This window comes from Nocardiopsis sp. ATB16-24 (genome assembly GCF_030271535.1).
Taxonomy (GTDB): Bacteria; Actinomycetota; Actinomycetes; order Streptosporangiales; family Streptosporangiaceae; genus Nocardiopsis.
On sequence record NZ_JASCXJ010000021.1, the window covers coordinates 47,741 to 62,650 of the forward strand.

Annotated in this window: 16 protein-coding genes; 9 read left to right on the top strand and 7 right to left on the bottom strand. The window is 64.2% G+C overall.

The window, feature by feature from the left end; all coding sequences use genetic code 11:
- Window positions 1-24: 24 nt before the first annotated feature.
- Together PFX91_RS19615 and PFX91_RS19620 are read right to left on the bottom strand one after the other, a co-directional pair.
- Window positions 25-738, bottom strand: a complete 714-nt coding sequence (locus PFX91_RS19615; protein WP_285734007.1) for a PIG-L deacetylase family protein — start codon at window positions 736-738, stop codon at window positions 25-27.
- 100 nt (window positions 739-838) lie between these two features.
- Entirely contained in the window at window positions 839-1,648 is an 810-nt protein-coding gene (locus PFX91_RS19620; RefSeq protein WP_502888338.1) for a WbqC family protein, read from the bottom strand.
- 271 nt (window positions 1,649-1,919) lie between these two features.
- Here PFX91_RS19620 and PFX91_RS19625 point away from each other — a divergent pair, with 271 nt between their 5' ends.
- Window positions 1,920-3,464, top strand: a complete 1,545-nt coding sequence (locus PFX91_RS19625; protein ID WP_285734009.1) for a glycosyltransferase family 2 protein — start codon at window positions 1,920-1,922, stop codon at window positions 3,462-3,464.
- A gap of 132 nt (window positions 3,465-3,596) precedes the next feature.
- A complete protein-coding gene (locus tag PFX91_RS19630) occupies window positions 3,597-4,013 on the top strand; it encodes a DUF3817 domain-containing protein (RefSeq protein WP_285734011.1) in 417 nt (138 codons plus the stop codon).
- Here PFX91_RS19630 and PFX91_RS19635 read toward each other — a convergent pair.
- The 4 genes from PFX91_RS19635 to PFX91_RS19650 form a co-directional block, all read right to left on the bottom strand.
- The gene (locus PFX91_RS19635; RefSeq protein ID WP_285734013.1) at window positions 3,989-4,771 is read right to left on the bottom strand and encodes an SURF1 family protein; all 783 of its coding nucleotides are present in this window, start codon (window positions 4,769-4,771) and stop codon (window positions 3,989-3,991) included. The two genes, PFX91_RS19630 and PFX91_RS19635, sit on opposite strands and share 25 nt — an antisense overlap.
- Before the next feature lie 397 nt (window positions 4,772-5,168).
- On the bottom strand, window positions 5,169-5,735 hold the full coding sequence (locus PFX91_RS19640) for a site-specific integrase (protein ID WP_285734015.1): 567 nt from the start codon (window positions 5,733-5,735) through the stop codon (window positions 5,169-5,171).
- A gap of 12 nt (window positions 5,736-5,747) precedes the next feature.
- On the bottom strand, window positions 5,748-6,410 hold the full coding sequence (locus tag PFX91_RS19645; RefSeq protein ID WP_285734017.1) for a tyrosine-type recombinase/integrase: 663 nt from the start codon (window positions 6,408-6,410) through the stop codon (window positions 5,748-5,750).
- Window positions 6,407-6,955 carry a hypothetical protein gene (locus PFX91_RS19650; protein WP_285734019.1) on the bottom strand — a complete coding sequence of 183 codons (549 nt, stop codon included), beginning with the start codon at window positions 6,953-6,955 and terminating at the stop codon, window positions 6,407-6,409. The genes PFX91_RS19645 and PFX91_RS19650 overlap by 4 nt, the downstream gene beginning before the upstream one ends.
- Window positions 6,956-7,112: 157 nt before the next feature.
- On the opposite strand from PFX91_RS19650, the gene PFX91_RS19655 reads away from it, so the two are divergent.
- The 6 genes from PFX91_RS19655 to PFX91_RS19680 all read left to right on the top strand — a co-directional run bounded on the left by PFX91_RS19655 (window position 7,113) and on the right by PFX91_RS19680 (window position 13,346).
- Entirely contained in the window at window positions 7,113-7,340 is a 228-nt protein-coding gene (locus PFX91_RS19655) for a helix-turn-helix domain-containing protein (protein ID WP_285734021.1), read from the top strand.
- Window positions 7,337-7,540, top strand: coding sequence for a helix-turn-helix domain-containing protein (locus PFX91_RS19660; protein WP_285734023.1), 204 nt, complete (start codon window positions 7,337-7,339; stop codon window positions 7,538-7,540). The genes PFX91_RS19655 and PFX91_RS19660 overlap by 4 nt, the downstream gene beginning before the upstream one ends.
- 232 nt (window positions 7,541-7,772) lie before the next feature.
- On the top strand, window positions 7,773-7,973 hold the full coding sequence (locus tag PFX91_RS19665; protein WP_285734025.1) for a hypothetical protein: 201 nt from the start codon (window positions 7,773-7,775) through the stop codon (window positions 7,971-7,973).
- Window positions 7,970-9,826: an AICE element replication initiation protein gene (locus tag PFX91_RS19670; protein WP_285734026.1), complete on the top strand. Its 1,857-nt coding sequence runs from the start codon at window positions 7,970-7,972 to the stop codon at window positions 9,824-9,826. Before PFX91_RS19665 ends, PFX91_RS19670 begins: the two co-directional genes overlap by 4 nt.
- Window positions 9,827-10,450: 624 nt before the next feature.
- Complete coding sequence (locus PFX91_RS19675) at window positions 10,451-11,245, top strand: hypothetical protein (protein WP_285734028.1); 795 nt, start codon at window positions 10,451-10,453, stop codon at window positions 11,243-11,245.
- Window positions 11,199-13,346, top strand: coding sequence for an SAM-dependent methyltransferase (locus tag PFX91_RS19680; RefSeq protein ID WP_285734029.1), 2,148 nt, complete (start codon window positions 11,199-11,201; stop codon window positions 13,344-13,346). Before PFX91_RS19675 ends, PFX91_RS19680 begins: the two co-directional genes overlap by 47 nt.
- A 55-nt stretch (window positions 13,347-13,401) precedes the next feature.
- On the opposite strand, the gene PFX91_RS19685 is transcribed toward PFX91_RS19680, so the two are convergent.
- Entirely contained in the window at window positions 13,402-13,782 is a 381-nt protein-coding gene (locus PFX91_RS19685; protein WP_285734031.1) for a hypothetical protein, read from the bottom strand.
- A 531-nt stretch (window positions 13,783-14,313) separates the two neighbouring features.
- On the opposite strand from PFX91_RS19685, the gene PFX91_RS19690 reads away from it, so the two are divergent.
- Window positions 14,314-14,553, top strand: a complete 240-nt coding sequence (locus PFX91_RS19690; protein WP_285734033.1) for a GntR family transcriptional regulator — start codon at window positions 14,314-14,316, stop codon at window positions 14,551-14,553.
- The last annotated feature ends 357 nt before the right edge of the window (window positions 14,554-14,910 follow it).

A 14,910-nucleotide genomic window follows, 5' to 3' on the forward strand; every position in this document is an offset into this window, starting at 1 on the left:
GTGACGTGCCGGGACACGTGTGGGTCAGGCCAGGCAGCGCAGGACATGGAAACCCTCTCCGAGCGCCACCCCGGCCTGCATGCCGCGCAGGAACGCCAGGCTGCGCAGGGTGGACTCGGAACGTGTGTGCGGGTGCTGGTGGCTCTGGGACCCGTACAGCCGCATGCCGTGGAGCTTGTCGACGATCTGTGTCTCGTCCAGCTCCACGATGAGGTTCGGTGGGCTCAGCGCCTCCTCGCGCCAGTGGTCGGCGGCCTCCTCGTAGGCCAGGACCAGTCGCGGGTGGTGGCGCAGCGCGGTGTTGGAGGGCCTCAGGGCCGTGTGCACGGCCTCGGCCACGGCCTGGTGGTCCTGGTTGTAGCTGAGACGATGCGGAGTGAACACCACGGTCGGGCGGAGTCGTTCGATCGACAGCGGGCTCTCACGTTCGATGAGCTGGACGAGGTCGACCCGCGGAACGGCGTCCAGACGCAGGTGGTACTGGTCACCAGGAAGGGCCATGTCCCAGTCGTCCCACCGGAAGTGGTCGGCGACCTTCTTGATCTCCGCGTAGCGTTCCTCCGCGGTGGAGAAGCCCTTCGGCGACAGGTCGGCGGTGTCTCCGACGGTGAGGAACTGGACGAACACCTCTGCTCCCGCGGCCTTGGCCTTGCTCATGAGGCCGCCGCAGCCGAGCGTCTCGTCGTCGGGGTGGGGCGCGTAGACCAGGATCCGTTCCTGTGACCAGTCCGTCGTCATGCTGGTTTTCGTCCTTTCATCAGAGAGTGACCAGGTGTTGCCCGAACTTTGGGCGTGACACGGCGCGCGGTGGCGCGGTGAGGTGGTCGACCCGTACGGGTCAGCTCCGGGTTCTCGCCTGCCGGAGTATGTGCAGGGCCTCCGGTCCTGTGTTGAGAAGAAGGTCGATCGCCGACAGGCGGGGTACGAAGTCCTCCGGCTCGCGTGCGTGCTGCGGGTAGACCGGGTGACGGAACCGCTGCCACTGGACGTCTATCCCGTAGTGGTGCAGGGTCTCGGGCTCCAGATAGTCCTTGGCGCCGTCACCGGAGAGCATGGTGGTGGCTCCCGCCTTGGCGCAGATCTGGGCCAGGAGTTCGCTCTTGTGTCCAGGAAAGTCCCCCATCTCGCTGGCGAGCACCAGAGGCGTGTCGATCCCGAATCCCCGTATCAGCATGCGTGTGGTGGCGACGGCCAGGTCCGCGAGGTTCTCCCACTCCTTTTCGTACATATGGGCGATTTCTTCGCGGTAGTCCCTCCAGTATGGAGCCTTGCGGTAACAGTGTTCCGCAAGGGCCTTGTAGTGTCTGGACTTCCATTTTTGATTGTTATCAACAACCTTGTCCCGTATGCGGTCGTCCCGGCTTCCCTGGGCGACCGGGACGGTGAGAAGGACGGGCTTTCCGCTCCCCGCGACGTAGTTTCTGTTCTGCCATCCGCGGCGTTCGAACTGGACGTTGTCCAGGATGATGAAGAGGTCGCATCGGTCGATCTTGTCCAAAAGCCCCAACCAGGGAAGATAGTGGGGCTGATGTAGCGCAACGGTGACTCCGGAGGTCGCACCGCCTTTCGCGGCGGGACGATGCCTCTGCTCTTCCGCCCGCGGGTCACCAGCACGATCAGGCGAAGGTGAAGGCGGTGTGGCGCTCACGTCAGATGTTCTCCTTCTTCACACGGGTCACTTTGCATGGATTTTTCCGAGATCTAGACTGTTTGTGGTGAAGTGACTCCGACGCCACGCCACCGACCCCAAAATGCCTTCTTATGGGTACCACCTTCGACAAGCTCATGTATACGATTTCCGTGGCCTACATAGGACGCGAAGCCGGGTGAACCCAACGCCGTCACAAGGCGTCAACATAACACCGACTTTGTGATTAATGTCGGTCCGAAACTGATAACTTCGGAGGGGTACTAGCGCTGTGCGTACCGTTCGTTTCATCGGGGGCCTGCTGACAGGGCTGATCGCCCTGGCCCTGGCCGTCACGCTGTTCGTCTACTGGTTCGGCTTCGCGACGGACATGGCGGCGGTCTCTGGGCTGGGCACCCTCGGTTACCTGTTCCTGTGGTTGGCCTTCGGCGCCAACCTGTTGCTGTGGACCTTTGTCGGACTCCTACGCCTGGGAGACGACTCGGTACGCGCGATGGCCCGAAGATCCCGGCGTGACCGCGCCCTGGAGGAGAGCACGCCCCTACGCGTCCTGGTCGGTTCGGGCGGCGGGGGCACCGCCGTGGTCGAGTCGGACGAGGCCGAGCGTGGCGAGGAGGCGCGGGAGACCGCCGTCGAGGAGGGCTCCCCGCGGGCCCCGGAGGAGGACTCGGCCGGCGGTGGACCCGAGACCATCTCCCTGGCCGTCATCATCCCGGCGCACAACGAGGAACCGGTCATCAGCGGGGCCATCTCCTCGGCGATGAGCCTGTTCAACCGTTGGGACATCTACGTGGTCTCGGACTCCTCCAAGGACTCCACCGCCGAGATCGCCGCGCGGAGCGGCGTGAACGTCCTCGAACTCCTCAACAACCGCGGCAAGGCGGGGGCGATCGAGGCCGTCATCGAGGAGTTCGAGCTGACCGACGACTACGACGGCGTGCTCATCCTGGACGCCGACACGGAGTTGGACGCCGGGTACGTGGAGGGGGCCCGGCGTCAACTGGCCGATCCCTCGGTGGCGGCCGTCGCGGGGTTCGTGGTCTCGGAGTGGAAGCCGCGCGAGCGGACGTTCGTGGGCCGGATGATCTCGGCCTACCGTGACCGCCTGTACTTCATGCTCCAGTACCTCCTACGGTTCGGCCAGACCTGGCGGTACGCCAACGTGTCCTTCATCGTCCCCGGCTTCGCCAGCGTGTACCGCAGCCGAGCGCTGAAGGAGATCGACGTCAACCCCAAGGGGCTGGTGATCGAGGACTTCAACATGACCTTCGAGGTGCATCACAAGCGCCTCGGCAGGGTCTCGATGAACCCCGACACCAAGGCCTACAGCCAGGATCCCTTCACCCTCGGGGACTACTACAAGCAGGTCAGCCGATGGACCCTGGGCTTCTGGCAGACCGTGCGGCGCCACCGGATGTGGCCGAGCCTGTTCTGGGTGTTCCTGTCGCTGTACATCCTGGAGGTCGTGCTGGTCTCGTTGTTGCTGCTGGTGACCTCGGTGGTGGGGTTGTTCGTCCTCGCCGGAACGGTGGGCGGGGAGCCCGTGTTGAGTCTGCCGTTCTTCGGCGAGGTCTGGACCGCGGTCACCGCCTTCCTGCCGCTGTTGGCCATCGGAATCGGGCTCTTCGTCCCCGACTACATGCTCACCTGTCTGATGGCGGCGATCCGGCGGCGTCCGTCCTACCTGCTCTACGGTCTGCTGTTCTTCCCGATCAGGTTGGTGGACGCCTACCTCACGCTGAGGATGATCCCCAAGGCGTGGACCACCGAGTCCGACGGTCGCTGGAGCAGCCCCGACAGGGGTTCGGCCAGGTGATCCCACCAGGAAGGATGTGAGATCGCTCCGTCCGGTCCACCCCGGGACTCCGAGGGGCAGGACAGCGCTTAGGCTGATTCTGCCCGCTCGGAGACGGCATGAGCGCACGCCGGGGCGGGGCGTAGTCGTTGGATGGGGTGTGGATCAGCCGTGGACAAAAGCCGTGTGTCGTTCGCGTTGTACCGGGTGCTCGCGTACGTGACCGGGATCTTCCTGCTGGGCCTGACCTTCGTGGCCATGCCCGCCAAGTACCTGGTGGGGGAGACCGCCCGCTTCTCCCTGGTCGACGCGCCACAGGGCATGGAGCACTGGTTCGGCCCCGAGTCCCCGCTCATGCTGTTCATCGCGATGCCGCACGGCTACGTCTACATGGTCTACGTGCTCGTGGTGCTGTGGGTGGCGCTGGACCGACGCTGGAGCGCCTCGCGCACGCTGGGCGTGGCGCTCGCCGGCACGATCCCGGTGCTCGGATTCGTGGTCGAGCACCGGATCGTCAAGTCGGAGCAGGAGAAGGACCGGGCGACTCAGGAACCCGCGACCGCCGGTTGATCCTCCGTCTCCCGTGCGTCCCCTTCCCTCCGGGAGCGGGCCTCCTTGACCTCCCGGCGCATCAGAAGGATCCAGAAGACCACGCCGGAGACGCCGAACATGGCCCACTGCACGGTGTAGCTGAGACTGCGCCAGTTGATCTTGAGGTCGACGGGAGGCTCGGGCGGTGGTACTGGCGTGAGCGACGCCGTGGCCGGATCCTGTTCGGGAAGGACGACGTATCCCTCGTAGAGGGGGTGGTCCCACTCGTTGACCAGCACCGACGTGGCGATGCGCTCCACCTGGCCCTCCGGGGGTTCACCGGGCACGAGCGGACCGGAGTCCTGGGGAGGCAGCAGCCAGCCGGTGACGTCGACCTCGCCCTCGGGTGGTGGGGGGATCTCCCGACCCTCCTGCGCCCAACCCCGGTTCACGGTGACGGCGGCACCCTCGCCCGTGACCAGGGGGACGATGACGTCGTGGCCGCGCACGCCGTCGGGGTGACGAGGCACCAGGAGTTGGGCGTCGGCGTCATAGCGGCCGGTGACCTCGACGGCGTTGTTGGCGAAGGTGTCCGGGTGCATGTACTCGCCGGGTTCGAGCAGGTCCGAGAGCGGGACGGCTCCGGCGAGGTCCTCCACCGGGTTGGTGATGACCTCCCGGTCGGGCTCGAAGGACCGGACGAACTGCCACGAGGTTCCGGCGACACAGACGACGGCGACGAGCACGGCGATCAGATGGATGCCGAGCCACCGTGGGCTGAGGAGCGGTGATCTCACGAGACCAGGCTAAGCGTGGTGGGCGGGTGCCCGCTCATGACCCCGGTTTGACGCTCACCGCACACGCTTGGTACGGCGTCGAACAAGGAGTGAAGATCACTTTAAGTAGTTTCCCGTGACAGAGGGTTGTTCTTCGCTGGTGGGGTGGGTAGTGTCTCTATCAACACGGAACGACGGGTTCGATTCCGTGGCAGGCCTTCAAGGCCGCGATTCCAGGGGGGAGGAATCGCCGGCCGCTCCCTGCGCGAGGGTCGCTTCCGTACTTTGAGGGGGGATGCGGAAGCGACCCTCGCCACCTCGTAAGCGGGGGCGTTTCCGCCGTTCAGCGGAGGCGCCCCCGGCTTCTTTCCGCTCTCCCGAGGCGTCCTGATACTTGCCTGATACTCGTGCGGCCGGATCACAGCGCGGCCATGACCGCGTGGAGCTGGTCGACCGCCTGCCGCTGGATGGTCGGCAGCACATGCGAGTAGATGTCCAGGGTGACGGAGACACTGGAGTGCCCCAGCCGCTCCGAGACGATCTTGGGGTTCGTGCCGATCCCGAGCAGCACCGTCGCGTGGGTGTGTCGAAGATCGTGGAGCCGGATCTCCGGAGGCGCGTCCTCGACGCCCCGCTTCGCCAACTGCTTCCGGCAGCGCCGGACATCCGCCTTGAAGCTTCGGCTGAACCGCTCCGGGTGCAAGTGCGCACCTTCCTGGTCGGCGAAGATCAGCGAGTCGTCACGGCCGAACTGGAGAGCCAGCGCCGCGCAGTCGCGCCGGTGGGCGCGGAGTAGGGACACCGTGTCGTCGTCGAGGTCGAGCACCCGGGGCCGGTTGCTCTTGGTGGTGCCCTCCACGATGCGCTCGCCCCCGCCCTTGGTCTTGATCAGCGTCGCGGACCTGCGGACCGCCATGGTGCGCGCGTCGAGGTCGACGTCCCGCCACCGCAGCGCGAGTACCTCGCCCCGCCGCATCCCGGTCATGGCGAGTACGTATCAGGCAGCGTGCAACGGGCTGTTGTCAGCGCTCCATGTGAGGAACGTCCGCAGGTGCGCGGGTGTCCACGGACGCATCTCCGGCGCCCTCGCCTGCTTGGCCGTGGGCGGGTTGGCCCGGTCGGCGGGGTTGGCGCTGATCAGCTCATCGGTCAACGCCTGTTCCAACGCCTTGTGGACGATTGTGTGGACGTACCGGACCGAGCGCGCTGATAGCCCTTCGCCTGCGCGGTGGTCCCTTCTGCCGTCCGTCTCCAGCTTCCGATAGAACGCGGAGAGCTTCGCGCCGGTGAGCGCGGCCAGCGGCAGCGCGCCGAGGTTCGGTTTGATGTGGAGCCGGATGTTCTTCTCGCAGCTCGACGTGGTGGACGGCGCGAGACGCAGGCCAGCGGCCCACGTGTCCAGGTACTCACCGAAGGACAGCTTCGACGGCTCGACGTAGCCGGGGCGGTTCACCTCCGCCATGGCGTCGCGCAGCGCGGCCTGTGCGGTGCGCTTGGTGGTCCACGGCCGGTTGTCTTTGTCCCTGTGGCGCAACACCTGCTTCTTGGTGCCGTCGTCGAGAGTCCGCGTGAACTTGATCCCGAAGCGGCTCGCCCCCTTACTGGTGGTGAACTCGAAGACGCTGCCCTCTCCGGGGCTGCGCCTCTTCTTCGTGGTCATCCGTCATCCCTTCGGTCGAGATAGCCGTACTTGCGGCACTGCTGTGCCCAGCGGTTCGCGGTCGCCCGGCTGACTCCCACTGCCTCGGCAGTCGCCGTCATGGCGCGTCTCCGGTTCCTCCTGACCTCCGTCCGGTAGACCTCCGCGAAACGCCGCAGTTCGTCGTCGGACGGTCCACGGGTTCGGGACTGCTCGGGAGCGGGCGGAGACGAACGGCGGGTGAACTCGTGCATGAGCCCCCACTCCGTCTGCGCTCGTAGGCCATCCCAGCGCGGAGGCTCGTTCGGATTGAAACCGGTGGTGAGCTGTTCCAGCAGCGCGCCGATCCGGATCCGTCGCAGGGTGTCGGCGGTGATCTCGGCTGGTTCGTTGTCGCCGATGATCAAGCCGGTCATGATGGGACGCCCGTCGCGCCCGTAGGCGACTCTGACCAGCAGCGGGATATCTAGACCACCACCGGTCACGCGTACCCACGCGTCGCTCTCGGCGGTCTCCGGTCTGGGTGTCTGCTCCATGACGAAGCTGAATCGGTCGCTGTGTGCCACTCCAGGACCGTAGCCGGACCAACACCAGAGGTGCAACAGTTCCGCGCAACTGTCTCACGTGGGCGCGGTGAGACGGCACTCCCAGAAGTAGCGACGGTGGTGGCTGACGTGGTGACATCGAAGCATCACGAATGACACAGCTACGCTGAGGTGTCTCATGAATTTGCTGCGCGAGGTTCGAGAGAGCCGACGGCTTCCCTCTCCGGAGGACGCTCGGGCGATACGTGAACGGGCGGGGGTCTCGCAGATCCGTCTTGCCGAAGAGCTCGGTGTCCACCGCATCACGGTCGGGCGCTGGGAGTCGGGAGTCAGGGAACCGCGCGGCGCGCTGCGGACCGCCTACACCCGGTTGCTCCTGCGCTTGGTCGCGGAGGTGGGCGAGTGAGCATCGACGAACTCCGGCCACGGCTGTTCGCGACCGTGGCGGAAGCGGCCCCGCTCCTACGCAGTGACGAACGGACCGTCCGGCGCGCGATCGAGGCCGGTCACATCCCGGCGGTCAAGGTCAGCAACAAGACGCTGATCCCGGTCCGTGCTCTTCTCCAGCTCGCCGGGGTCGACGCCGACCAGGACGCCGACACCTGACCCTCACCATTCACACCATGAAAGGGGAACCGTGGCCAGTACCCGGCGCCCTGACGAGACGGAACCGAACACGACCGAGTCTTTCCCACCGATGACGGGAACCGTCGTCATCACGTGCCCCTTCCACCAGAGCGACCCCCGATACATCCTCCGCTGGTTCGACGGCGCAACCGCTCCCGCTGCACCGAAAGACCCGGAGAGAGGCGCACTGTCCGCGTCTGCACTCGACGGCATGCATGTCATCCTCGACATCGGTGACGCTCCCGGCTTTTTCGATCCTGGCTGGAACGCCCCCATCACGGCCCGGCTCATCTGCCGGGCCGCGTCGATCGAGGTGCGGGGCACCAACCCCGTCGGAGTGGCACGCGTTCGAGCCGACCTGGTCGGCCTTCTCCCAGACGCACGGGAGTATCTGGCGGTGCGGGAGTGGTGAACAGCGAACGCAGTGCGTTCTGTACTCGCTGCGGCAACATGGAGCGCGCACATGACCAGGGTGCGATGGGGCACACCTTCGAGGCCGAGAGGGTCGAGTCCCCGGAACCTGAAGGTGGCAAGGGCCGAGGACCGTCGCAGGCGGCGAAGCTGGTGGAGTTGGCGGAGCGGCACTACCGCGTGTTCACGGGAACGGACGGTCGTCCCTACGCCGTCGCACTCAACGGCCCCAACGTCGCGCTGCCGCTGCGTGGCCGCTCCGGAGTGCGTACTGCGCTCGCGCGACGCTACGCCGACGTGTACCGGGGGCAAGTGCCATCCCAAACGGCTCTGGCGGACGCTCTCACCGTGCTCGAAGGACACGCCAACGACACGGTGCCCGAGCCCGTGCACCTCCGCGTCGCGCGGTTCGGTGACGCCCTGGTCCTCGACCTGGGGACCGTAGGCGGTGACTGCGTGGTCGCCGGTCCCGAGGGATGGGAGCACCGGGCTGTGTCCCCGGTGCTCTTCCGAAGAACGGGACTCACCTCGCCCATGCCAGTGCCATCCCGGGAGGCTGACGGACTCGGAGAGCTCCGAGGTTTGGTCAACGCTGATGAGAACGCCTTCCGTCTGCTGGTAGGATGGCTGGTCGCCGCGCTCATCCCCGACATCCCGCATCCGGTGTTGGCCTTCAAGGGAGAGCAGGGCACAGGCAAGTCCACTGCGGCCACGATGGTGGTCGATCTGGTCGATCCATCCCCGGCGCCGCTGCGGTCCATGCCGCGCGACGTCAAACAGTGGGCGGTCACCGCGTCCGCGTCGTGGGTGGTCTGTCTGGACAACGTCTCGACCATCGCGCCGTGGCTCTCCGACACCCTGTGTAAGGCGGTCACCGGTGACGGGTTGGTCGACGGGGCACTGTACAGCGACGACGACGTGACGGTGATCAGCTTCCGACGGGTGCTCGCCATGACCAGTATCGACACGGGGACGCTCTCAGGTGACCTGTCCGAACGCCTGTTGACGGTGGAACTCCAGCCGATCACCCGGGACCGTCGACGCCCCGACGCCGACGTGGCCCGCGCCTACGAAGAGGTACGACCGATCGTCCTGGGCGCGCTGCTCGACCTACTGTGCGAGGTGTTGGCCGCGCTGCCGACACTGAGCTTGTCCGAGCTTCCTCGCATGGCCGACTTCGCCCGGGTGCTCGGAGCGGTCGACCAGGTGCGCGGGTGGTCGACCTTGGCCACGTACACCAACGCGGCCGACACGGTCGCTGCTGACCTGCTCGACGGGGAGCCGTTCGGACGCGCGGTGGTTGACTACGTGGAGAGGCACGGCCAGTGGCACGGCACGGTCGGCGACCTGCTGGCGGTGCTTCCGGTGCCGGAACCGCGTCTTGGGCGCTGGCCGAAGGGCAATCCGCAGGCGGGAAGCCAGCTCAAGCGCCTCGCCCCGGTCTTCCGCACGCTGGGGATCAGTTTCGACGATACCCAACGCGGCAGCGATCGCAAGCGCGCGCGGCTGTATGTACTGACGGCAGAGAACGGGGGCGGCCCGTTGTCCGCGCTGTCCGTTACTGATGATGACCTGTGGCGACAGCCGGACGAAGCCGGACCGCCGAGAGCCGCCCGTTTGGATGGCGGTACTGGACAGGCGGACGAACGCGACGTGGTGCTGTCCGCTGCGCGCGGCACCGTTGACCAGGATCGACGCACTATCGGAAATGGCGCGGACAGTGCGGACGGTGCTATGCATGGTGTCTCTGGCGAGATAGATACCAAACGACCCAAGACCCCTTGCCGCTCATGTGGTCGACCGCACTGGTCGTTGACCGGTTCGCCCGATTGCTACTCGTGCCGTGACCAGTGATGACCGGTGGTCGCCGTCTAAGGTCGACCGGTCGACCATCCCCCTCGCGCGCGCACGCGCGCGAGGGGGATGGTCGGTCGCCCTGGTGCTACGCGCATATGTGACCGTCTCTGCTTTACGAGTTGGTACGTGACGGTCGACGAAGACCAGGCGGTACCGGGCACTGGCTCCGGCAGCTTGTCTTCTCGCCCTGCCCCGGACCCGATACCAGTGGTCTTCAACGACCACCTTCCAGGGACGGCCAGAGACTCCATGAGCGTGACCAGGTGGTGGAGATATCAGTGAGCCAGGGGCAGGTCAGGACGGCACGGTTGACTTTGATCGCCACGGCCAGGGCATGCCGCGCTCCTTCAACGAAGCCCCACCCGCTATCACGCATCAACTCGTAAGACCGTTGGGTTGTTTGGGGTTCAGAGCTGTAGTCCGGGTCGACCTCGACATCATCAAGAGCAGCAAGGAAGTCAGGAGTTTCAGGATGTTTTCGCCACGAGTGGTGGAGTGGGCGCCTGCCGGTTTGGTGCGCAACCGGTGCCTGACCTGGAACTAAGGCGCTGAGTGAATCGCGCTGGGCATCACTGTGCGTACGGTAACCTGCCCTGAGTACGAGGCAAGTGAGGGTAGCGAGTGAGCACAGTCGAGCAGGTCTTCCGTGAGTGCGAGCGAGCTCGTGCTGAGGGTGTTCTTATCCAGAAGGTGAGCGAAAGTGATAAGGAGTTCCACTTCCAGAATTGGGTCCAAGATCGACTGGATGCATGCCAGCTAAACTACGACGATCACGGTCGTAATACCTATCCGGACTTCCGTCTCGTCAACTTTCCGGAAGGCTACGAGGTCAAAGGACTCGCTTGGCCTGGCCGGGATGCGAACTACGATTCCAACTCGCAGGTGCCGAGTGGTCAGCACAACGGTCGGGAGATCTACTACGTCTTCGGTCGATACCCGAAGGACGTTAAGGGCATGGACGCCTACCCGGTCACGGACCTCGTGGTCTGCCATGGGAGTTTCCTAAATGCTGACTCCGAATATGTGCACAAAAATAAGTCGTTTCGCGGATTCGGGTCGTATGGGGACATCCTCGTTCGGGACCGTAAAATGTATGTGGTTCCGACGCCGTTCTATTTGGCGAGTGGGACGGTTGGGCTCTCGACATTGATCGTGCCCGATGCGCTTGAGTTGAAGAGTCCTGACTTGGTTAAAGTCGGCGAGATTGAGCGCGTGGAAGTCGATAAGATCGTATCTTCTTATGAGTTCAACCTACAGAACAACGAGATGATTCGCCATTTTGTGCCCAATCCCAGGGCAGGACAGGTTCACCGTTTCCATGCTTATCGGACACGCGGACTTGGGGAGCAGAAAAAGGTCCGACTTAGCGATGAAGCGATCCGCTATGCAAATGGTGACGGGTTGGACAATGGGTGAGTCAGTGGTGAAGCCCGGTGCTGGAGCACGGGCAGCCATCCCAGCCATCACGGCTCTGGAGGCTGCCTTCCCTGCAGCCATACTGAGCGAGGTAGGAACGAAAGAGTCGTGGCGAAAAGAAGTTCACCGCCCTGCGACCAGCACGCATAAATGGTGGGCGAAGCGGCTTGGAACTGTCTTCCGAGGAATTATCACGTCTGCGACTACGGCAATTGGTGAGGACGCTGAATCTGCCTACTCGGCGCCTACTGATTTGTCCGGGCTGGTGATTCTTGACCCATTCTCAGGTTCTGGCGTGACCGGAGTAGAAGCCGCGAAGCTTGGTGCTAGACCCGTATGCTTTGATATCAACCCGGTAGCAACACTTGTTCAGCGGCAAGCGCTTCAGCAATGGGATATGCAAGCTCTCGCGACGGCCTTCGGTCAGGTGGAGCGCGAATGCCGCCGCGAGGTCGACCGTGTGCATAAGACAGAAGACGGTCGTACTGTCCTCTATTATTTCTGGGTGGCGACGGTTCCATGCCCGGATTGTGATGACACGATTCGACTCTTCAGTTCGACAGTGTTCTCCAAACATGCCTACCCTAAGCGGGTTCCGCAAGCCCAGATTGTCTGTCCTGTATGCCTGGACATCCAGGAAGAGCGATACGATTTTGACGTTGCACGGTGCACCAACGGCCATGCGATCACGCCCCAGGGTTCGGTGGTGCGCTCGATGGCGACCTGCCGAAATGGGCACACCAACAAGGTCATGGCGGCATTGAATGGTAGCCTTCCTGGCTATGAGATGTACGCCAAGATGGTCGTAGATGCTAGAGGTCGAAAGACTTACGAGCCCATCACGGACTGGGACCGTGCACTGTACGCGGAATGTGAAGAGCTCCTGGGTAAATTGCCACCCTCATCCGTGCTTCCTTCTGGTGAGCTGGCTTCGGGCAACAACACTAACCAGGCGATCAAGTGGAACTTTAAGCAGTGGAGAAACTTCTTCAACGCTCGCCAGTTGTACTCATTGTCCCTGATTGCGACTGCGGTCCGAGACCTTCCTGGTCGTGCCCCAGAGCGTGAAGCACTGTGCGCGCTCTTCTCTGGAACGCTGGAGTTCAATAACCTTTTCACCTCGTTCAAGGGTGAGGGCACCGGAGCCGTACGACACATGTTCTCCCATCACATATTGAAGCCGGAGCGTACACCTCTGGAAGCTCACCCGTGGGGTACCCCGTATTCATCTGGATCATTTTCAACACTGTTGAAGAGTCGCCTGCATCGCGCTCACGAATACAAGATGAATCCTGCGGACCTTGTGCCGGAAGACGGCGAAGTCCAACGTATTACTGGAATTTCGGCTCCTCTGGAGGCTCAGCTCTGTCAAGATTGGTCTTCATTCTCTAAGGTCGAAGGTCCGGCTGCCTATATTGCTACGCGCAACTCTGCCATTACGGATCTCCCGGATGGATCCGTCGATCTTGTTGTGACTGATCCGCCTTACATGGACAATGTTCACTACGCGGAACTAGCTGACTTTTTTCATTCCTGGTTGCGTGCGATGCATCCGTTCGATGGATATCCCTCTGACGACACAACAAGGCAGAGGGGTGAAGTGCAGAACGCGGATCCCGCAGAGTTCGGTAAAGCCATCGAGTCGGTGTGGTCTGAGTGCGGGCGCGTTCTGAAGCCGGGCGGCATGCTTGCCTTTACGTTTCATCAGGCACGTATCGCCGGATGGGTGCGTGTTGTTGAATCTCTTGAGCAGGCGGGCTTTTGCGTCACAGCGGTCCAACCCGTGAAGGGTGAGATGACGACCAGCGTCGTCAAGAGCGGTTCTCGTGAACCCTCGAACTTGGACAGCATCGTAGTCTGCCGACGAAAGGTGGATGGTGCAGAGAACCCGCACAACTCGCTAGAGGAGGCGCTGGCCACTGCGTCGAGGGAACTAGTCCTGTTGCAGAAGGCAGGGGTGGAGGTCGGCCCTGGGGACGTCCGTTCTGTGGTCCGGGGCTCACTCTTGGCTTACCTAGCTTCAGTTGGTGCAGACCTGGACGAGATGGTCGACGATGTTGACAGGCACGCAACAGCGGCCATTCAAGGTTTGTTCGGTTAAATGCCCCGGACACGGGAACGGCCCCGCCGAAGGGCGGGGCCGTCGCGATGGAGAGCTACGGCTTCCGTCGAGCGTCCCACGGTTCGGGCATCGGTGCCCCTTCGCGTAGGGCTGCGTCCAACGCCGACCAGGCCACTTCCGCCGCGTTGGCCGTGGCACGGAGCGTCGGCCGCGAGTTCGGGTCGCGAAGGGTCTCCGACAGCGCGTCGAACCACGCGGTCGTGTACCGCCGGCCGTTCGTCCCCCTGCCCCGAAGCCAACCGCGCGGAAGCTCGCCGCCGGTACGCATGAACCAGTGAAGGTCATCAAAGACGCGGTCCGCTTCTTGGAGCGCACGGCGGATCTCGTCATCAGTACCCCGGACCGCGAGCAGGACGGTGAGCCGCTGTGCGAGCTGGGTGGTGCTCGTCGCGTTGCCCTCAGCGGAAGCAGACACGGAGCCCTCCTTGGTGGGGTTGGATGTTGGCGAGCATGTCCCAGGTCGGCTCAGGGGTGAACCTGCGCATCACGCGGCCACCTTTCCTGTGATGACGGCAGTTCGGGCGGCTTCTTGAGACACGTGATAGCGACGGATGACGACGGTCGGAAGAAGAGCTGTGACAGGGGCTACCGGGGGAACGAGAGGCAGCAGCGGGCTGTATCCGGGGCCGGACGGACGGGCCGGGAGGGGGTTCGCGTACCGACGCACGCGTGTTGCGCGCGCTTCCTCGCGGACGTCGCGGCGCACAGCGAGCGGTGCCGCGTGGATGCCGCGCGAGGGGCGGAACAGCCGTACGAGAGTCGCCAGGGCAGCGATAACGTAGGTCATGGCAAGTGGTTCCTTCACTTGTCCGGGCCCGGAACGTGTGGAGCGTTGCCGGGCCGTCTCATGTTCAGTGGAAGTTCACACCATACACCTACCATGGCTACCACGCCATAGCATGCTGCACCTTGGCTGATCAAGCGTGGTATGCGTACCTTCGCGGGCATGGTTTATGAGTTCGAGGACGATAGGCCGCGATGGGAACAGGTCGCGGAGATCATGCGTGCCCGCATCGCGGACGGCACGTACCCGCCTGGGAGCCGCGTTCCCTCTGTCCTCCAGCTACAAGCCGAGTTCGGTATCAGTACGTCCACGGGGCAGAAGGTGCACCGCGCGCTACGCGCTGACGGGCTGATACGAACTCAGTCGGGGATGGGTTCGTACGTGCGACGCATGGACGGGTGACGGCGGAAGCCTCTTGCTCCGAACGGCCCTGCCAACACCTCCGCCATCGTGCGGGCGACGCTCCATTCCATGCCGCGCGGGTGAATCGGAGTGAGGTCTCTGCCTCCGCTCGCCGTAGCCGCTTCCTGGCACCAGCGGCCCCCACCAACAGCACGACGACCGTGTGGCCGTTCTTCGTGGCCACGACGCGGCCCGGTTCCGGCCCGGGGATCGCGGGAACGCCGTGCGCAGTCCGGAGGAAGCCCACGAGGTCTGACAGCGGCCGGGACGGTGTTCGGGTTCGGTCCATACGTCCAGCGTTTCGCGTCCGCATGTCTGGCGGAGTAGCCCAACTGTGGGCCCCGCTGTGGGCCCCTG